21 protein-coding genes and 2 tRNA genes are annotated in these 17822 nt (G+C 62.6%); 8 read left to right on the top strand and 15 right to left on the bottom strand.

Going from position 1 to position 17822, the window contains the following annotated elements:
• Positions 1-4: 4 nt before the first annotated feature.
• The 5 genes from K3136_RS13855 to efp all read right to left on the bottom strand — a co-directional run bounded on the left by K3136_RS13855 (position 5) and on the right by efp (position 2597).
• Positions 5-604 (bottom strand): hypothetical protein, encoded by a 600-nt coding sequence (locus tag K3136_RS13855; protein ID WP_221430871.1) that lies wholly within the window; start codon positions 602-604, stop codon positions 5-7.
• A 91-nt stretch (positions 605-695) separates the two neighbouring features.
• A tRNA-Leu gene (locus tag K3136_RS13850) sits at positions 696-780 on the bottom strand.
• Positions 781-821: 41 nt separating this feature from the next.
• Entirely contained in the window at positions 822-1643 is an 822-nt protein-coding gene (locus K3136_RS13845) for an inositol monophosphatase family protein (RefSeq protein WP_221430870.1), read from the bottom strand.
• Between the two features lie 9 nt (positions 1644-1652).
• The gene (locus K3136_RS13840; RefSeq protein ID WP_221430869.1) at positions 1653-2006 is read right to left on the bottom strand and encodes a hypothetical protein; all 354 of its coding nucleotides are present in this window, start codon (positions 2004-2006) and stop codon (positions 1653-1655) included.
• Positions 2007-2033: 27 nt separating this feature from the next.
• Positions 2034-2597: an elongation factor P gene (gene efp, locus K3136_RS13835; protein WP_221430868.1), complete on the bottom strand. Its 564-nt coding sequence runs from the start codon at positions 2595-2597 to the stop codon at positions 2034-2036.
• Between the two features lie 140 nt (positions 2598-2737).
• Here efp and K3136_RS13830 point away from each other — a divergent pair, with 140 nt between their 5' ends.
• Positions 2738-3100: an elongation factor P gene (locus tag K3136_RS13830; protein WP_221430867.1), complete on the top strand. Its 363-nt coding sequence runs from the start codon at positions 2738-2740 to the stop codon at positions 3098-3100.
• Here K3136_RS13830 and K3136_RS13825 read toward each other — a convergent pair.
• The 3 genes from K3136_RS13825 to thiE are packed head-to-tail and all read right to left on the bottom strand — an operon-like array spanning position 3097 to position 5715.
• Complete coding sequence (locus tag K3136_RS13825; protein WP_221430866.1) at positions 3097-3786, bottom strand: M23 family metallopeptidase; 690 nt, start codon at positions 3784-3786, stop codon at positions 3097-3099. The genes K3136_RS13830 and K3136_RS13825 overlap by 4 nt on opposite strands.
• A 17-nt stretch (positions 3787-3803) precedes the next feature.
• Positions 3804-5027, bottom strand: a complete 1224-nt coding sequence (locus K3136_RS13820) for a L,D-transpeptidase family protein (RefSeq protein ID WP_221430865.1) — start codon at positions 5025-5027, stop codon at positions 3804-3806.
• A 55-nt stretch (positions 5028-5082) separates the two neighbouring features.
• Positions 5083-5715 (bottom strand): thiamine phosphate synthase, encoded by a 633-nt coding sequence (gene thiE / locus K3136_RS13815; protein ID WP_221430864.1) that lies wholly within the window; start codon positions 5713-5715, stop codon positions 5083-5085.
• A 77-nt stretch (positions 5716-5792) separates the two neighbouring features.
• Between thiE and K3136_RS13810 the strand changes: the two genes are divergently transcribed.
• Complete coding sequence (locus tag K3136_RS13810) at positions 5793-6182, top strand: hypothetical protein (RefSeq protein ID WP_221430863.1); 390 nt, start codon at positions 5793-5795, stop codon at positions 6180-6182.
• Positions 6183-6200: 18 nt separating this feature from the next.
• On the opposite strand, the gene K3136_RS13805 is transcribed toward K3136_RS13810, so the two are convergent.
• On the bottom strand, positions 6201-7088 hold the full coding sequence (locus tag K3136_RS13805; RefSeq protein WP_221430862.1) for a fructose bisphosphate aldolase: 888 nt from the start codon (positions 7086-7088) through the stop codon (positions 6201-6203).
• 125 nt (positions 7089-7213) lie between these two features.
• Here K3136_RS13805 and K3136_RS13800 point away from each other — a divergent pair, with 125 nt between their 5' ends.
• A complete protein-coding gene (locus tag K3136_RS13800) occupies positions 7214-7972 on the top strand; it encodes a flavodoxin family protein (RefSeq protein ID WP_221430861.1) in 759 nt (252 codons plus the stop codon).
• Here the strand turns inward: K3136_RS13800 and K3136_RS13795 are convergent.
• From K3136_RS13795 to tkt, 4 genes are read right to left on the bottom strand one after another with little or no spacing between them, the layout of a single operon-like run.
• On the bottom strand, positions 7969-8610 hold the full coding sequence (locus K3136_RS13795) for a 2OG-Fe(II) oxygenase family protein (protein ID WP_221430860.1): 642 nt from the start codon (positions 8608-8610) through the stop codon (positions 7969-7971). The genes K3136_RS13800 and K3136_RS13795 overlap by 4 nt on opposite strands.
• 4 nt (positions 8611-8614) lie before the next feature.
• Positions 8615-9814, bottom strand: a complete 1200-nt coding sequence (locus K3136_RS13790) for a phosphoglycerate kinase (protein ID WP_221430859.1) — start codon at positions 9812-9814, stop codon at positions 8615-8617.
• 13 nt (positions 9815-9827) lie between these two features.
• Entirely contained in the window at positions 9828-10835 is a 1008-nt protein-coding gene (gene gap, locus K3136_RS13785) for a type I glyceraldehyde-3-phosphate dehydrogenase (RefSeq protein ID WP_221430858.1), read from the bottom strand.
• A gap of 15 nt (positions 10836-10850) precedes the next feature.
• On the bottom strand, positions 10851-12830 hold the full coding sequence (gene tkt, locus K3136_RS13780; RefSeq protein WP_221430857.1) for a transketolase: 1980 nt from the start codon (positions 12828-12830) through the stop codon (positions 10851-10853).
• A gap of 180 nt (positions 12831-13010) precedes the next feature.
• Between tkt and K3136_RS13775 the strand changes: the two genes are divergently transcribed.
• The 5 genes from K3136_RS13775 (at position 13011) to K3136_RS13755 (ending at position 16057) form a co-directional block, all read left to right on the top strand.
• Positions 13011-13205, top strand: coding sequence for a hypothetical protein (locus K3136_RS13775; RefSeq protein ID WP_221430856.1), 195 nt, complete (start codon positions 13011-13013; stop codon positions 13203-13205).
• Entirely contained in the window at positions 13202-13528 is a 327-nt protein-coding gene (locus tag K3136_RS13770; protein WP_221430855.1) for a cell division protein ZapA, read from the top strand. Before K3136_RS13775 ends, K3136_RS13770 begins: the two co-directional genes overlap by 4 nt.
• A 257-nt stretch (positions 13529-13785) precedes the next feature.
• Positions 13786-14358, top strand: coding sequence for a 5-formyltetrahydrofolate cyclo-ligase (locus K3136_RS13765; RefSeq protein ID WP_221430854.1), 573 nt, complete (start codon positions 13786-13788; stop codon positions 14356-14358).
• A complete protein-coding gene (locus tag K3136_RS13760; protein ID WP_221430853.1) occupies positions 14355-14570 on the top strand; it encodes a DUF2842 domain-containing protein in 216 nt (71 codons plus the stop codon). Before K3136_RS13765 ends, K3136_RS13760 begins: the two co-directional genes overlap by 4 nt.
• A gap of 50 nt (positions 14571-14620) precedes the next feature.
• On the top strand, positions 14621-16057 hold the full coding sequence (locus K3136_RS13755) for an MFS transporter (RefSeq protein ID WP_221430852.1): 1437 nt from the start codon (positions 14621-14623) through the stop codon (positions 16055-16057).
• Positions 16058-16100: 43 nt separating this feature from the next.
• On the opposite strand, the gene K3136_RS13750 is transcribed toward K3136_RS13755, so the two are convergent.
• Both K3136_RS13750 and K3136_RS13745 read right to left on the bottom strand, forming a co-directional pair.
• A tRNA-Asp gene (locus tag K3136_RS13750) sits at positions 16101-16177 on the bottom strand.
• Positions 16178-16512: 335 nt separating this feature from the next.
• On the bottom strand, positions 16513-17817 hold the full coding sequence (locus tag K3136_RS13745; RefSeq protein WP_221430851.1) for a dihydrolipoamide acetyltransferase family protein: 1305 nt from the start codon (positions 17815-17817) through the stop codon (positions 16513-16515).
• Between the last annotated feature and the right edge of the window lie 5 nt (positions 17818-17822).

Raw genomic sequence — 17822 nt, 5'->3', positions numbered from 1 at the left:
AGTTTCAGCCCTCCGCGGTGCTTTGTCCCGGCAGAAGGAACAGCACGAATGCCAGCAGTGCAGTCACCGCCGTGCCCGCTGCACCCGCTGCGAAAGTCCAACCTTCGGAATCGATCATGGCCAAGAAGGACAGGACGATGGCGGCAAGGCCTGCCGCAATGGCGAAACCGCCGGATGCCCTGGAAACCAGTCCCCCGGCCCGGACGGCCTGGAAACCGAGGATGATTGCTGCGACCCCGAGCAGGAACTTGGCGAGGAAATAGAAGAAGAAGGCGCCGGCGAGGATCGCGAGGAAAAGTTGCGGCACTGCTTCCTGCGCCTCCATCGCGGGCGCGAACATCGACAGGCCCATTCCGACCTGGACGACGTTGAGGATGCCGGCGAGCGTAATGATCGACCAGGCAGCGGCCTGCACCGGGCGCCGTGCAGCCAATGCGAGGGCAAAAACAACGGATGCAGAGAAGGCGAAGAGCTCGGTAAACCACGTCGCCGGGCGGAGGATCTCGTTGGGCGATCCTGACACGACCGTGATGTAGAAAATCTGGCTCGCCACCGTCACGAGGAGTACGGCGGCAAGCCCCTTGATGAGGCCGCGATCGGTCATTGTCAGTCCCTTGTCTGGTTGGTGCAGGATGCACCCTTGAGCCCCAATTCGAAAGGGGGCGGCAAAAGTTACACAGGGACTGGAAAAGTGGTGGTACCCCCGGCCGGACTCGAACCGGCACTTCGTAAGAAACTCGATTTTGAGTCGAGCGCGTCTACCAATTCCGCCACGGAGGCACGTGTTGGAGCGCGGGAGTTAGCCGCGCTCCGGAATTGCATCAACCCTTCAATGCGCCAGCCAGCATCTTGTGGAGGCGCGAGTGAAGCTGGTCGTTGGCAGCGAGCACCTGCTTGGAATGGATCTGCTGCGAACGTCCACGGAAATCGGAGACGAAGCCGCCGGCTTCGCGGACGATCAGGCAGCCTGCAGCCGTGTCCCAGTCGTTGAGGCCGCTTTCCCAGAAGCCGTCGTAACGCCCGGCCGCCAGCCATGCGAGGTCGAGCGAGGCGGCGCCAAAGCGGCGGATACCGGCGACATTGGGGCCGATCGCATTGAAGATCTTGGACCATTCGGCAAAGTCGCCATGGCCGTGGAACGGTATGCCGGTCGCGATCAGTGCTTCGGACGGATTGCGGCGCGACGAAACACGCAGGCGGGCATCTTGCAGCCACGCGCCGCGGGACTTTTCGGCCCAGAAGGTTTCGTCCGTGATCGGATTGTAAACGACCGCGGCCGTGACATCGCCCCAGTCATCGCTGCCCAGCTTGCGCTCCTGCACGGCGATGCTGATCGCGAAATGCGGGATGCCGTGGAGGAAGTTGCTGGTTCCGTCGAGCGGGTCGACGATCCAGCGCGGCATGTCGTCCGCGCCTTCGATCGTGCCGGCTTCTTCCATCTCGAAACCCCAGTCGGGGCGTGCGGCGAGAAGCTCGTCATAGATCGTGCGTTCTGCGCGGAGGTCGGCTTTCGACACGAAGTCGGCGGGACCCTTGCGGCTCGCCTGCAAGTGTTCGATTTCGCCGAAGTCGCGGCGCAGGCGTCCACCCGCCTTGCGGGCGGCCTTTTCCATTACGCGGATCAGTCCGGATATTGCGGCCATTATAGTCTCTTACTCGGTGAGGACGCGGATCGAACGCGCCTGGAGGTGGATGTCGCCCCACTCGCAGGCCATGTCGAACCTGGTGCCCTCGATGTTGAATGTCTGAATCGCAAAGCGACGCTGCATCTTTTCGCCTGCAACTTCGCGGCGGTCGAGCTGGAGCTTGCTGATCCCGGCGAACTTCAGCAGGCCGGGATGCCAGCAGCAGTCCTCGCCTTCCAAAGGTTGCTCGTAATCCTCGTGCTCGGGCTCGAGGCAGAAATCCATCTCCAGCGTAAGCTCGTCGTCGTTGATGATGACGGCACGCAAGGTGCTCTTGGCAATGTCGATATTGTCGAAACGACTGGCGATGGATTTGCCCATGGATGCGACCCTTTTGCTTGACGATGCTTAGCTGGCTTTGCCGACGTAGGTCTGTTCGTAGACGTCGACCACGATACGCGTGCCGCTTTCGATGTGCGGCGGGACCATGATGCGCACGCCATTGTCGAGCACGGCGGGCTTGTAGCTGGACGAAGCGGTCTGGCCCTTCACCACGGCATCGGCCTCGACGATTTCGGCTTCGATGTGCTGCGGGAGTTCGACCGAGATCGGCTTTTCTTCCCACAGTTCCAGTTTCACCTGCATGCCGTCCTGGAGGAACGGGCGTGCATCGCCGAGCAGGTCGCTCGGCAGGGTGATCTGCTCGTAGGTATTCTGGTCCATGAAGACGAGCATGTCGCCGTCTTCATACAGGAACTGGTAGTCCTGTGTATCGAGGCGCACCTTCTCGACCGTGTCGGCGCTGCGGAAGCGGACGTTGGTCTTGCGGCCGTCCTGCAGGTTCTTCATCTCGACCTGCATGTAGGCGCCGCCCTTGCCGGGCTGGGTGTGCTGGATCTTGGCGACTTTCCAGATGCCGCCTTCGTATTCGATGATGTTGCCCGGACGGATGTCCACGCCGCTGATCTTCATGGGAATAAGCCTCGATGTGAAAGAGCGCCACTGCATGCCAGTGGCCGTGTGGAGCGCGCCTTACAGGCTGGCGGTGCCCACGGCAAGGCGGTGGAAATTTTCACCCCTCTCCTCTATATCAGGTGACTGGAGGGTAAGACATGAAACCGGTTCGTTACGCAATCCTGGCAGCTGCGGCCCTCGCCGCTACGCCGTCGCTCGCGCAGGGCCGCCTCGGCCTTCTGCCGCAGGGCGAATATGTGTGTGCGCTGCCGGGTGTTGCCGATGGAGCGGCCTGGAACGAGGTCGAGGGGCACGGCTTCTCGATCACCGGCGCATCCAGCTACACGACCGACAAGGGATCCGGCACCTACCTCCTCGAAGGTCGCCGGGTGACCTTCACCCGCGGCCCGCTCAAGGGACACAAGATGATGCGTGTGTCCTCCGGCCTGCTCCAGGAGCTCGACAGGGACGGCAAGCTTGGCCGCCTGCGCTGCCACCGTGCCGGTCCGGTCCGCGACTAGCGACTGGTCAGCAGCGGATAGGGATTGACCGCATTGGCGGGCTCCCACCATTCCGCATCGGCGGAGGTCTGCAGGATAGCGAAGTGAAGGTGCGGCGCTTCTTCCGAAGCATTGCCCGAAGATCCGACCGTGCCCAGTCGCTGGCCGCGGCGAATCTTCTGCCCTTCCTTCAGGCCCTGTGCGTACTCGTCCAGATGGGCGTAATAGTGGATCGTCTCTCCGTCGTTCGAGCGGACGTAGATCGTCAGCCCGCCAGCATCCGACCGGAACAGCTTTTCTACCGTACCCGGCGCTGCGGCGACTACGCTGGTGCCCTTGGGCGCCATGATGTCGATCGCTTCGTGCAGCCGCTGCCCGCCAGCACGCGAATCGCTGAAGGTATCGGTGAGATCGCTTGCCCTGATGTTCTTGACCGGGATCATTAGCTGGCGCGTCTGTGCATCGCTCGGCGCGGAGACGTCGGACGTGTCCAGCGTGCCCGCATCGGGTACGTCGGTCGCCGCGTCTGCGACGCCGGACGCGGTTTCGCTCGGCGACGGGCTTGGCGCAGCTTCCGCAGGACGGGTAGCCTCGCGCTGGCTGTCGGCAGTGGCGTTTTCGATCAGCGATCCGCCCGCCACGATCCAGATCGCGCTGGTGATCGTGGCGGTGATGACGATGGTGAGCAGTCTGTCGACGAAGTTCATGTCCCCTCCCTAGCCTCTCAGGCCTCGAAAATCACCTGCGTCGACTGGGACACCATTCCCGCAAGGCGGGCAGCATCCCAGTTGGTGAGGCGAACACAGCCACTCGACTGCGCGCGGCCGATGGTCTCCGGGTCCGGCGTGCCATGGATGCCGTAATGCTCCTTGGACAGGTCGATCCAGATCACCCCGACGGGAGAATTGGGTCCGGGCGGCAGCGTATATTCCTTCCCGTCTTCCTTGCCTCCGGAAAGAACTGCGGGATCGTAACTGTAGGGCGGATTATACGCCTCACCCACGATGTCCCATTCGCCCAGCGGCAGCGGGAATTCGCTCGAACCGGAGCTGACGGTGAACAAAGCGACAAGCTTGTCGCCCTGGTAGGCCTTCAGCGTCTTGCCCGCCTTGCTCACGACGATGCGATCGACCTCGGGCTGGTCGCTACCGACACCAAGGCTTGCCAGCGTACGCTGCCAGTCGCGATCGCCGATCTTGCCCTTCTCGATCCGGTCGCCCCCAATGTTGGGTACGCGGATCTGCTGGCCAGCGGTGAAATAGCTCGCCGACTTGTCCTTAGACTGTTCCTTGTCAGGCGTCGGTGTGGCGCTCGGCTCGTCCTGCGCGGAGGTTTCCATCCCCGCCGGACGGCCATCGGGATTGAGCTGCTTCAACACCTCCACGGTCGTATGGAAACGCTCGGCCAGCCGCTCGTCGAGCGATTTGTACCCCATCCGCTCAAGCTCGGCCTTGGCGGCGGTTTCTTCGGGAATGTCGACATATTCGGCTTCAGACCAGCTCGCCGGAATGGTGACCACGCGCGTTGCGGGGATCGAATCCCAGTTGGACAGCGCGGTCTTGGTGGCTTCGTCCAGTTCGCCGGTCACATCGAGACCGTTGGCTTCCTGGAAACCGTTCAACGCGTTCTCGGTGCTCATGCCCATCTTGCCGTCGATGACGCCGGGGCCGAAGCCGATGCGATCGAGCACGACCTGTGCCTGCATCACCGGGCGCTCCTGACTGTCGGGAATATCCTGGTCTTCGCGCGCGACACTGTCGCCCATGCCCTGCGCGTCGTCATTCGAGGCCATCGTATCGGCGAGATTGTTCTCGTCGTAGGTCTCGTAGCCATAGTCTTCGGCAGGCTCTGCCTGCGCGGTGGCGGTGGAGGTATCTTCCTCTGCATCATTGCTGCCACAGGCGGCGAGCGCGAGTGACGAGACGGCGACAAAAATAAAGCTGCGCATTGGGGATCTCTCCTGAATTTCGGGGAGGCGACCCGCCCCGTACAGGAAAGAGAACTCACGCCGAGGCGATTTGCTCCGCAAAGTCTTTGACAACAGCAACTTCGTCACCCGACCAAACCGCACCGGACACGGCAAGGAAGTCCGCGCCCGCATCGATCAGCGGACGACAGTTGTCCGGCGTGATCCCACCGATTGCGACCGAGGGGATCTCGACCATCTCGTGCCACCATTCGAGCAGGTCGGTTTCGGCCTGGTGCTCGGTTTCCTTGGTGTTGCTGGGAAAGAATGCGCCGAAGGCGACATAGTCGGCACCTGCCTCACCCGCTTCCAAGGCCAGATGGCGCGAAGCGTGGCAGGTTACGCCGATCTGCGCATCGCGGCCCAGTTCGTCGCGGGCTTCCTGGACATCGCCATCGCCCTGCCCGAGGTGGACACCATCGGCCCCGAGACGCTTGGCGAGCGCTATCGAATCGTTGACGATGAAGGCCACCTCATGGCGCGCGCAAATTTCCTGCAACGGTTCTGCCAAGGCTGCTGCGTCATGCTGGTTAAGGCCCTTCACGCGGAACTGGAAGGCGGTCAGCACGCCCTTGCCCGCTTCGAGCGCGCGTTCGAGCCTCTTGGGAAAATCACCCGACACGTCGAGCGGCGAGATCAGGTAAAGCTGGGTGGGAATTTCTTCGGCCATATTCGCGCCTTATCGCCTCGTCGCGTCTTCGTCACCCGTTCAGCGATACGAAAGCGCGACACGCGTCTAGCGGGGCCATGAAAACGCTCCTCGCTTCGTTCGCCCTCCTCTCTCTTAGTGCCTGTGCGAACATCCCCGATACGCCGCGGGTCGGGCAGGAAGCTGCTTCGCAAGGAACGGCGGTCGGCCTTGGTAAGGCGGTCTGGGCAGGCGATGTCATCCTGACCCCGCAGGCCGTGAAAGAAGACAGCCGTTGCCCGGCCGACGCGACCTGCGTCTGGGCAGGCAAGCTGACGGTGACGACGCGCATCACGGCGACTCACTGGGCGCAGACCGCACAGATCACACTCGGCGAACCCTACGAGGTCATGGGGCGCACATTCGTGCTCGCCTCCGCCACGCCCGAAAAGCGCAGCGAAGGGACGATCCCATCCGGTGATTATCGCTTCGTCTACGAGCGGCGCTAGGCCGCTCGCAGCCTAAGGTCAGGCCACGCTGGCGGCGTGGATCTGGTCGATCGCGCCTGAAAGCGTGCCGTCGAAGTCGTTGTCGCTCTGCGTTTTGCGCAGGTCCTGCAGCAGGCCGCGGCTGAAGCTGGCGATCATGCCGGGGTTCTTGGCGAGTTCGCTGCAAGCTTCCTCGGTCGAGTAGCCGCCGGACAGGGCGACCACGCGCAGCACCTTGGGGTGCTTGGTCAGGCCTGCATAGAGGCCGGCTTCCTTGGGAATCGAGAGCTTGAGCATGATCTGCTGGCCCTCGGGCAGCGCGTCGAGCCCTTCCTCGATGGCTTCGAGCATGATCTTCTCGCCTTCGGCGCGATCTGCGGCGGTGATGTCATACTCGGGCTCGAGCATCGGCATCAGGCCGCAGCTGAGGATGCGCGCACCTTCGGCAAACTGCTGGCGGACGCATTCCTTGATGCCGACCGGATTGGCCGACTTGATCACGCTGCGCATCTTGGTGCCGAACACGCCCAGTTCCTTTGCTCGGGCGCACATGGCTTCGAGGTTCGCGTTGGGCTTCATCAGCTGCGCGCCTTCACGTTCGTCCTCGAGACCCTTGTCGACCTTGAGGAAGGGCACGATGCCGCGCTCTTTCAGGCGAGCAGGCACGCTCTTGCCGCCGCTTTCGCCTTCCATGGTCTTTTCGAACAGGATCGCGCCGATGACCTTGCCATTGCCGAAGCAGGGTGCCTCGATGATGCGCTGGCGCATTTCGTGGATCAGGCCGAACATCTGTTCGTCGCCTTCCCACTCATTGTCTTCCACACCGTAGCCGCGAAGCGCCTTGGGGGTCGAACCGCCCGACTGGTCGAGTGCGGCGATGAAGCCCTGTCCGGTTGCGATCCGCTCGCGCATTTCATCGAAAGTCATGTGAGAATCCCTTGGGTCGTGCATTCGTATGCGCGGCCCATACAAAAGCCCCTTCGCACCTGCAACAGCGGGGGTGTAACTATTCAGCCCATCGTGCGTATCTCTTGTTGAGCACAGGAGAGACCATGCTGGATGAGACCCAGGAGAAATTGTGTCAGGATAACGAAACGGATTTCTCCGATCTCAGGGCGCTGACCATCAATTGCACGCTCAAGCCCTCGCCCCAGGGGTCGCATACCGACAAGCTGCTGGGCGTGGTCGAAACCATCCTCGTGCGAAACGATGTTCAGCTCGATCAGGTGCGACTGGTCGATCACGACATCGCGCCCGGCGTCTATCCCGACATGACAGAGCACGGCGCGGATCGGGACGACTGGCCCCAGATATGGGAAAAGGTGCAAGCAGCCGACATCCTCGTGGTCGGAACGCCGATCTGGCTGGGCGAGAAGAGCTCCGTTTGCCAGCGCCTGATCGAGCGGCTCTATGGTCATTCCGGCCAAACGAACGACAAGGGTCAGTACGTTTTCTACGGCAAGGTCGGGGGCTGCATCGTCACCGGCAATGAAGACGGCATCAAGCACGTCGGCATGGGCGTCCTCTATTCGCTCCAGCATGTCGGTTATACCATCCCGCCGCAGGCTGATGCGGGATGGATCGGCGAAGCTGGCCCGGGCCCGAGCTATGGCGATGCGAAGGAAGACGGGGACGGATATGTCGGGTTCGACAACGACTTCACCCGCCGGAACACGACATTCATGACCTGGAACCTGATGCACATGGCGCGCATGCTCAAGGACGCAGGCGGCATCCCTGCGTGGGGCAATTCAGTCGAGCTCTGGAAGGAAGGCCGCCGCTTCGACGCGCCGAACCCCGAATATCGCTAGTTCGGCCTTTTCAGCACCGCGACGAGGTTGATCGCGATCGATATCCGCGTCCCCTCGCCCTTGAACGGACGCACTGCATGCTGGAGCCAGCTGGGGAACATCACGATCATGCCCGTCTTGGGACGCAGCGAAACCTCGCTGTGCATCGGCTGGCCGTCGGGCTGCTTGAGCCGGAGATCGGGGGCGCCCATGCGGATCATCGGCATGCGCGGATCCTGTAGCTGGAGCTCACCGCCAAGACCCGGATCGGGATCGCCGTCATAGCCATCGTCGATATAGGCAACCGCCGACCAGAAGCTGCCCGGGTGGAAGTGGTACTGGTTGGCCGCGCCCTTGCCGCTGACGTTGGCCCACATTTCGGGGTGCCAGGTGAAGCGGCTGAATTCCGGGCTCCGGTTGTCGATCGTCTGCTCGTCGGCCATCGTCATGGCCTTGTGCGCCAGCGCCCTCGCCGCCTCGCCGCCCCAGTCGAGCATCTGCGTGTTCGAATGCCAGCCGCCGATATTCGAGATATCGATCCCGGCAGCATCGCGCGCCCTTTCTTCCTCGATCGCATTGCGCAGCATGCGCATCCCCGGCTCGCTCTGCAGCGTGTCGGCGACAAAGGGGGTGGAGAAGAGGTGGCGCGTGGTGGCCATCGGCTCAGGCCGTAAGCGCAGCCACGCCAGGAAGCGCCTTGCCTTCCATCCATTCGAGGAAAGCGCCGCCTGCGGTCGAAACAAAGGTGAAATCGTCCTTCACGCCCGCGTGTGCCAGCGCGGCGACGGTATCGCCCCCGCCTGCAACCGAGATCAGCGAGCCGTCCTGCGTCAGCGCCGCGGCCGTCTTGGCAAGCGCCACGGTGGCAGCATCGAAAGGTTCGGTTTCGAAGGCGCCCATCGGTCCGTTCCAGACCAGCGTGCGGCAGGTCTTGAGCACGTCGCCCAGCGCTTCGACCGCCTGCGGGCCGACGTCGAGGATCATCTCGTCTTCGGCGACCTCATGGACGTTGCAAACGCGCATGCTGGGCGGGTTCGCGGCGAATTCCTTCGCCACCACGACATCGTAAGGAAGGTGGACGGTGCACCCCGCGTGGTCGGCCTGGTCCATGATGCGGTTGGCGGTGTCGGTGAGGTCATGCTCGCACAGCGACTTGCCGACATCGACCCCGCGCGCGGCGAGGAAGGTGTTGGCCATGCCGCCGCCGATAATGAGGTGCTGGACCTTGCCGACGAGGTTTTCGAGCACGTCGAGCTTGGTCGAAACCTTCGCTCCGCCAACAACCGCTGCGACCGGCTGCTCGGGCGTGCCGAGCGCGGCCTCGAGGGCCTTGAGTTCCGCTTCCATTGCGCGCCCGGCATAGGCTGGGAGGTGGTGCGCCAGGCCTTCGGTGGAGGCATGGGCGCGGTGCGCGGCGGAGAAGGCGTCGTTGACGTAGAAATCGCCGTGAGCCGCAATGCCCTTGGCGAATTCAGGATCGTTCGCCTCTTCACCCGGCCAGAAGCGGATGTTGTCGAGCAGGCCGATATCGCCGTTCGAAAGGATGCCGATCGACTGTTCGACCACCGGCCCCATCACTTCGGGGATGAACATGATTTCGCGGTCGAGCACGCGCTCGATGTCGCCCTGCACCATGCTGGTGCTCATGGTCGAATGGCGCTGGCCCTTGGGCCGGCCGAAATGGGCGAGGAGGAGAACCTTCGCGCCCTTGTCGGCCAGCTCGAGGATGGTGGGTTTCACAGCTTCGACCCGGGTGACATCGCTGGCGCGACCTTCCTGCATCGGAAGGTTTAGATCGACGCGCACGAGTGCGACCTTGCCGGTCACATCACCGAGGTCATCCAGGGTCTTGAAGCTGCTCATATCAGGGCTTTCCTTAGAGGAATTTCGCCATCACGCCGGCGGTGTCGATCATGCGGTTCGAGAAGCCCCATTCGTTATCGTACCAGCTGACGACGCGGCAAAGCTTGCCTTCCATCACGCTGGTTTCGAGGCTGTCGATGGTCGAGCTGGCCGGATAGTGGTTGAAGTCCGAGCTGACGAGCGGCTGGTCGGTGTAGTCGAGCACGCCCTTCATCTTGCCTTCTGCAGCAGCCTTGAGCGCAGCGTTCAGTTCCTCGGCGCTGGTGTCGCGGCCTGGGGTGAAGACGAGGTCGACGAGGCTGACGTTCGGCGTCGGTACGCGGACCGAGCTGCCGTCGAGCTTGCCGGCGAGTTCGGGCAGGACGAGGCCGACCGCGCGGGCTGCACCCGTGGTGGTCGGGATCATGTTCTGCGCACCGCCGCGGGCACGGCGCATGTCGCTGTGCATCTGGTCGAGCATGCGCTGGTCGTTGGTGTAGCTGTGGATCGTGGTCATGAAGCCGCGCTCGATACCGACCGTGTCGTGCAGCACCTTGGCCATCGGCGAAAGGCAGTTGGTCGTGCAGCTGGCGTTCGAGACGATCACGTCGTCGGCGGTCAGCGTCTCATGGTTCACGCCGTAAACGATGGTCGCCGAAACGTTCTTGGCCGGAGCCGAGATCAGCACGCGCTTCGCGCCTGCCTTGAGATGAGGCTCGGCAGCTTCGTGGCTCTGGAAGAAGCCGGTGCATTCGAGGACGATGTCCACGCCCTGGGCTGCATGCGGCAGATTGCCCGGATCACGCTCGCTGGTGACGGCGATCGACTTGCCGTTCACGATGATCGCGTTATCGCCCACTTCGACGGTGCCGGGGAAACGGCCATGCGTGCTGTCGTACTGGAACAGCAGCGCGTTCGACTTGGTGTCGGCGAGATCGTTGATCGAAACGAGGTCAAGATCGTGGTCGTCACGCTCGAGAATCGCACGCGCCACGAGGCGTCCGATGCGTCCGAATCCATTGATTGCAACCTTGGTAGCCATGCGAAGAGCTCCTGCTTATCCGTTCAATTTGTTCATGATTTGCGGAACGATGGCGTCCGCCGTGAAACCGAATTTCTTGAAGAGATCGCCCGCCGGCGCCGATGCGCCGAAGCTGTCGATCCCGATGTTGAGGCCGTTTTCGCCAGTGTAGCGTTCCCAGCCGAAGGTGGTGCCCGCCTCGATACTGACGCGCAGGCTCGATGCCGGGATCATGTCCTTGCGGTATGCCTCGTCCTGCTCGTCGAACAGCTGGGTGCAGACCATCGAGACCACGCTGGCGCCCACGCCCTGCTTTTCCAGTTCATCGGCGCAGGCAAGCGCGAGATGCACTTCCGAACCACTCGCAACGAGCGTGACCTTGTGTGCGTTACCCGCCTTCTTGAGGCGATACGCGCCCTTCGAGGACATATCCGTCTCTTCGGGATGGTTGCGCACCTGCGGCAGGTTCTGGCGGCTGAGGGCCAGCACCGCGGGGCGGTCCTTGCTACGCAGCGCGATGTCCCAGCACTCGGCCGTCTCGACCGCATCGGCAGGGCGCATGACGAGCAGGTTCGGGATCATGCGCAGGCTCTGCACATGTTCGACCGGCTGGTGCGTCGGGCCGTCTTCGCCAAGCCCGATGCTGTCATGCGTCATGACATAGATCGCGCGGACCTGCTGGAGGGCCGAAAGGCGGATCGCGGCGCGGCAATAGTCGGTGAAGACGAGGAAGGTGCCGCCATAAGGGATCACGCCCCCGTGCAGCGCCATGCCGTTCATGGCGGCCGCCATGCCGAATTCGCGGATGCCGTAATAGATGTAGCGGCCCGAGTAATCGTCTGCCGTGAAAGGGCCGATGCCGCCGGCCTTGGTGTTGTTCGAACCCGTCAGGTCGGCGCTGCCGCCCATCGTGTCGGGCAGCATCGCGTTGATCTTGTCGAGAGCCATCTCGCTCGCCTTGCGGGTGGCGACCTTGACCGGCTCCTTCATCAGCGACTGGATGTAGTTGTCGAGGCTGAACTTGGCGGGCAGGTCGCCCGACATGCGGCGCTCGAATTCGGCGCCCTGGCTGTCGGCGGAAAGGCGCTCGCTCCATTCGCCATGCGCCTTTGCACCTGCATCGGCGGTGCCGCGCCAGTCCGACAGGACCTGCTCGGGAATTTCGAAGGGCTTGTAGTCCCAGCCGAGCACGTCACGCGCAGCCGAGATTTCCTCGTCACCGAGCGGTGCGCCGTGGGTGGCGCTGGTGCCCTGCTTGTTGGGCGCGCCCTTGCCGATCACCGTGCGGCAGGCGACCAGCGACGGACGCTCGTCTGCCTGCGCTTCATCGAGAGCGCGGCGGATATCGTCGAAATCGTGGCCGTCGCAGCTGACCACGTGCCAGCCGGTCGCCGCGTAACGGGCCTTGATGTCTTCGCTGGTCGACAGTTCGGTACCGCCGTCGATGGTGATCTGGTTGTCGTCCCACAGCACGTTCATACGGCCGAGCTTGAGATGACCTGCAAGACCGATGGCCTCGTGGTTGATGCCTTCCATGAGGCAGCCATCGCCTGCGATCACCCAGGTCCGGTGATCGACCAGTCCGTCACCGAAATCGGCGTTCAGCTTGCGCTCCGCAATTGCCATGCCGACTGCCATTGCAAGGCCCTGCCCCAGCGGGCCGGTGGTCGATTCCACGCCGTCGAGGAGGAAATTCTCAGGATGGCCTGCGCACGGGCTGCCGAGCTGGCGGAAGTTGCGGATGTCGTCCATCGTCGGCGCCGCATATCCCGACAGGTGCAGCAGCGAGTAGATGAGCATCGAGCCGTGGCCCGCGGACAGGACGAAGCGGTCGCGGTCGGCCCAGTCGGGCGCTGCCGGATCGTGCTTGAGGTATTCGCTCCACAACACGGTTGCCACATCGGCCATGCCCATCGGCATGCCTGGATGCCCAGAGTTCGCTGCCTGCACCGCATCCATCGAAAGTGCCCTGATGGCATTGGCCATCTGGACCATGCGAGCAGTGTCGAGACTCATGGGGATTATTCTCCGAAAATGTGTGGCGATTCGACGCGTGGGAACCCTTCGCGGAGGGCGCGCGCAAGGTCAACCCGAGTGGCCGAGTGATCTGCGCCTTCATCGTCTTGGTGCAATTTATCAACAGGAGAGCCCAAGCCTTTGCCGTTGCGGGCCAATCTTGGTATTTGCGTAAGCCTGATGAGTGAAACACGTATCCACGGCGCGCTGGAGCGGCTCGAAAAAGCCCTCGCGCGTATCGAAACACAAGCCGCGCTACCGCGATCCGCACCTGCGGACGACAGCCGACTGGCAGAGGCGCACGAGGCGTTGAAGTCGCGTGTCGCGAGCAATCTGCGCGAACTCGACACCCTGATCGAAAGGCTCGAGCAATGAGCGACGTCAAGCTGCAGGTCGGCGGTCGCGTCTACACCGTCTCGACCGCCAACGGGCAGGAAGACAAGGTGCGCGGCCTTGCGCAGATGGTCGACGAGAAGATCAGCGGCATGGGCAAGAACGCGACCAGCAACGAAGCGAAGAACCTGCTGTTCGCCGCGATCCTGCTCGCCGATGAACTGACCGACGCGCGCAATGCCGCGCAATCGCACCCGCCCGATCCGGGAATCGACACCGATGCGCTGGCGAACAGGCTGGAACGCGTCGCAAATGCGCTCGAAGGTGCCGCTTCTGCACTTGAGGGAGAGGCCTCGGCCTCCTAAGTAAGTGCTCGGCGGGGCTGCTCGGCACGAGCCGCATGAATATCCCTGAGGCTATAAGCAATCCAAGGGAGCTGTCCCTACCGGGTTGGCGGGTTCGTCCTGGCGATCTGGATATACGGCGCCCACCTGACGTGAAGGCGTCAGAGGATTTTCCGGAAACGACCCATAGTGGTCCCGCCACAATCTTTTCGCGCTAACGCTTCGCTGCTTGAGCGCGGTGGCCGAGCATCGGCAATCATTGCGGGAGCAGGCAAGGCGTGACGAAGGACCAACTCCGGAAAATTCTCCGCAGCATGCGACGCGATCATGTTGCACAGCTGCCCGACAGCATGCGTAGGCTGGTCTTCCACCGCCCTCCGGCGCCCCTGCTGGATCTCGTGCCCGAAGGCGCGACCGTTGGCCTCTATCGCGCCGATCCGTTCGAAGCGCCTGCGGCCTCCTATGCCAGGTTCTTTCTCGAACGCGGCCACGAGATTGCCCTTCCCCGCTTCGAGACCCGCAATTCCGCGATGGAATTCGCACAGCATAGCGACCCGTTCGACGAGGAAGACCTCGAGGTCGGCCCCTTCGGACTGCTCCAGCCATCACCCGAAGCGCCCGTCATGGAACCGCAGGTCCTGCTGGTCCCGCTCGTGGGTTTTACCGCCAAAGGCGACCGTCTCGGTCAGGGCGGCGGCCATTACGACCGCTGGCTCGAGAACCGCGAGGATGTTACGGCTATCGGCCTTGCATGGGATTGCCAGCTGGCGGAAGACCTGCCGGTCGAGCCGCATGACCGCCGGCTCGATGCCGTCGTGACCCCAACCCGCCTCTACGGACCGTTCGCATGAGAGAAGAACCCACCTGGCGCATACCGGTCGGCCTGCTGGGTCTCCTGATCGGGCTCCTGGTTTACGGTATCGTGATCGCGCGATACCTGCCAGGTCTCATCGGCGACTGGCCGGCACTTGCGCAGACCGTGATCTACCTTTTCCTCGGCCTCGTGTGGCTGCTGCCCTTGGGCCGCTTCCTGAAGTGGATGGAAACCGGCAACTGGCGCTGATTGCCAAGCGGCCAAGTCATCCCTAGCCTCCCATTCCCAAGGGAGAGAATATGGCGACCATTGCGGGGGTATCCGACAAGCCATCGGTCGGCCTGAAGCTTGCGCACGGTTTCGGTGCGGCGGCTTTCGGGATCAAGAACAACGGCTTCGATTACTTTCTCCTGCTGTTCTACGGCACGGTGATCGGTCTCGAGCCGGGTCTTGTGGGTCTCGCGATCTTCATCGCACTGGTCTTCGATGCCCTCTCCGATCCACTGGTCGGCTATTGGTCGGATAATTTCCGGAGCCGCTGGGGCCGTCGCCACCCCTTCATGTATGCAGCTGCCCTGCCGGTGGCGCTGAGCTATTTCCTGCTGTGGAACCCGCCCGACTGGGGGCAGACCGAACTGTTCCTCTACCTGACCGGGCTCGCGGTGCTGATCCGCACCTTTATCACCTTCTACGAGACGCCCAGTTCCGCGCTCATCCCTGAACTGACGTCGGACTACGAAGAGCGCACCAGCCTGCAGTCCTATCGCCTCTTCTTCGGCTGGACCGGCGGCAGCATGATGAGCATCATCATGTTCGGCGCATTGATGACCGGTCCACAAGGCATGCTCGATCGCAATGCCTATGCGACCTACGGCATCATCGCATCACTGCTTATCTTCCTTGCGATCATGGTTTCGGCCCTCGGCACCCACCACCGCATTCCCTACTTGCACCGCCCTGTTGCAACGGGCGAGCGTTTCGGAGTTCGGCGTATCTTTCGCGAAATGATCGAAACGCTCAGCGAGAAGAGCTTCATCGCCCTGTTCTTCGCCACCGTCCTGTTTGCGATTGCGTCGGGCCTCGCGGCGGCCCTGTCCTTCCTCATGCTGCGCTACTTCTGGGGCTTCGAGGAAGTCCAGATCTTCATCTGGACCTGCACCGTCCTTTTATCCGCGCTGTTCGGCTTCCTGATTGCCCCGTGGAGCGTGAAGAAATTCGGCAAGAAGCGATCGGTGATCGGTCTTGGATTGCTGGCCTTCACCATCCAGCCTGCGCCGGTCCTGCTGCGGCTTGCAGGCCTTATGCCGGAGAACGGCGATCCGATCCTCTTTCCGCTGGTGATGACCATCAACGTGATCGACCTTGCGCTGATCATCGCAACGCAGGCTGTCGCCTATTCGATGATCGCCGACCTGGTCGAATCGAACCAGGTCAGGACCGGACGGCGCAACGAGGGCGTCTACTACGCCGCGTCCACCTTCACGCGCAAAGTCACGCAAGGCATCGGCGTTGCGGCGGCAGGCGCGATCCTGTCGATCGTCGCCTTCCCCGAGGGCGCCGAGCCGGACACGGTTTCGAGCGACACGCTGTGGATGCTGGGCGCCTATTACGCCCCCACCCTGCTGCTGCTCTATCTGGGCGCGCTCTACTGCATCTCGCGCTACCGGATCGACAAGTCGGAACACGAGAAAAACCTGCGCAAGCTGGCCGAAGCGAAGGCCGGATCGCAGGCATGAAAATAGCCGCCCGGAGGCGGCTTTTCGAAGAATAATCCCAAGGTGGCGCGAGTGACGGGACTCGAACCCGCGACCCTCGGCGTGACAGGCCGATACTCTAACCAACTGAGCTACACCCGCGCATTGCGCTGTAGCGCCCCCTTGGGAGCCGCGCATCTAGTGGAGGCTCCGATTCCTGTCAACGCAAATTGAGCGCCTTTTTTCGCTCTTTTTTTCAATGCCGCGCAGGAGGCTGGAATTTACCCGAAATTTACCTTTCGGGTCGAACCTGAACATCGAAATCACGTGGGGCAAACGGGGGTTTCGATATGTTGCAGACAGCATTTCTCGCTGCATCGCTCGCCATGTTGGGCGGCGGCGCAATCGCGGCCAAATCGGCAATCGATATCCAGGAATCGGTGTCGGTCGAACAGGTCGCCGAATAAAAACTCCCGCCGGAGCGGGAGTTTCATAGATCAGTCGACGAGGATAAGCGCTGGCGTTTCCAGCAGCTTCTTCAACGCCTGGATGAAGCTTGCTGCATCCCAGCCATCGACCACGCGGTGATCGCAGCTGATCGAGATATTCATCAGCTTGCGCTTCTCGATCCGTTCGACACCATCGCTGCCGGTGACGTACATCGGGCGCTCGATAATGCGGTTCGGGCCGATGATAGCGACTTCGGGACGGTTGATAACCGGCGTGGTAGCCACGCCGCCGAGCGGTCCGAGCGAAGTGACGGTCAGCGTGCCGCCTTCCATCTCTTCCTTCTTCGCCGTGCTGTTGCGTGCGGCATCCGCAAGGCGCGAAATCTCGTTCGCCAGCTGCCACAGGTTCTTCGCCTGCGCGTTCTTGATGACCGGCACCATCAGGCCCGCGTCGGTCTGTGCGGCCATGCCCATGTTGACCGAACCGTGGCGCGTCACAACGCCAGCTTGATCGTCATAGCGTGCGTTGATCATCGGAAAGTCGGGCAGCGTCTTGCAGATCGCGGTGATCAGCAGCGGCAGGATCGTCAGCTTGGGCTTGTCCCCGCGGCTGGCGTTGAGCTGTGCGCGCAGCACCTCGAGGTCGGTAACATCGCATTCCTCGACATAGGAGAAATGCGGGATGTTGCGCTTTGACGCAGCCATGTTCTCGGCGATGCGGCGACGCATGCCGATGACCTTCTTTTCCTCGTCCTCGCGGGTCTTGGCAGCAGCGCCATAGCCCGAGGTGTAGGAAAGGAACTGGTCGAGATCGCCGTGACGGATGCGGCCTTCTTCGGACGGCTTAACCTGGCTGAGGTCCACGCCGAGTTCCTTGGCGCGCTTGCGCACAGCAGGGGTCGCAAGGACCTTTGCCTGGTGCTTCGGCTCGGGCGCCGGCGTCGGTGCTGGCAGCGGCTCGGGATCGGGGTCGGCAGCGAGTGCATCGTCGGCATCGCTGGCGTCCGAAGTCTCGACTTCGATACGCTCTTCGACTTCTTCCGCCTTGGGAGCCGGTGCGGGCGCAGCAGCAGGAGCAGGAGCCTCCTCGGCAACGTCTTCAGGCACTTCGCCCTCGACCTCGATCACGACCAGCATCGAACCGATCGAGACCATGTCGCCTTCTTCACCAGCGATCTCGAGGATCTTGCCGTCGACCGGGCTTTCCATCGGCACGGTGGCCTTGTCGGTCATCATGTCGACGAATTCCTCGTCTTCCTTGACCGTGTCGCCGACCTTCTTGTGCCACTGGACGATTTCCGCCTCGGCAATGCCTTCGCCGATGTCGGGCATGTTGAATATGAACTTTGCCATGGGGA

It is taken from the genome of Qipengyuania gelatinilytica (genome assembly GCF_019711315.1).
Taxonomy (GTDB): domain Bacteria; phylum Pseudomonadota; class Alphaproteobacteria; order Sphingomonadales; family Sphingomonadaceae; genus Qipengyuania; species Qipengyuania gelatinilytica.
Note: the sequence above shows the minus strand (reverse complement) of the source record. Positions and strands in the feature narration are given on the sequence as shown.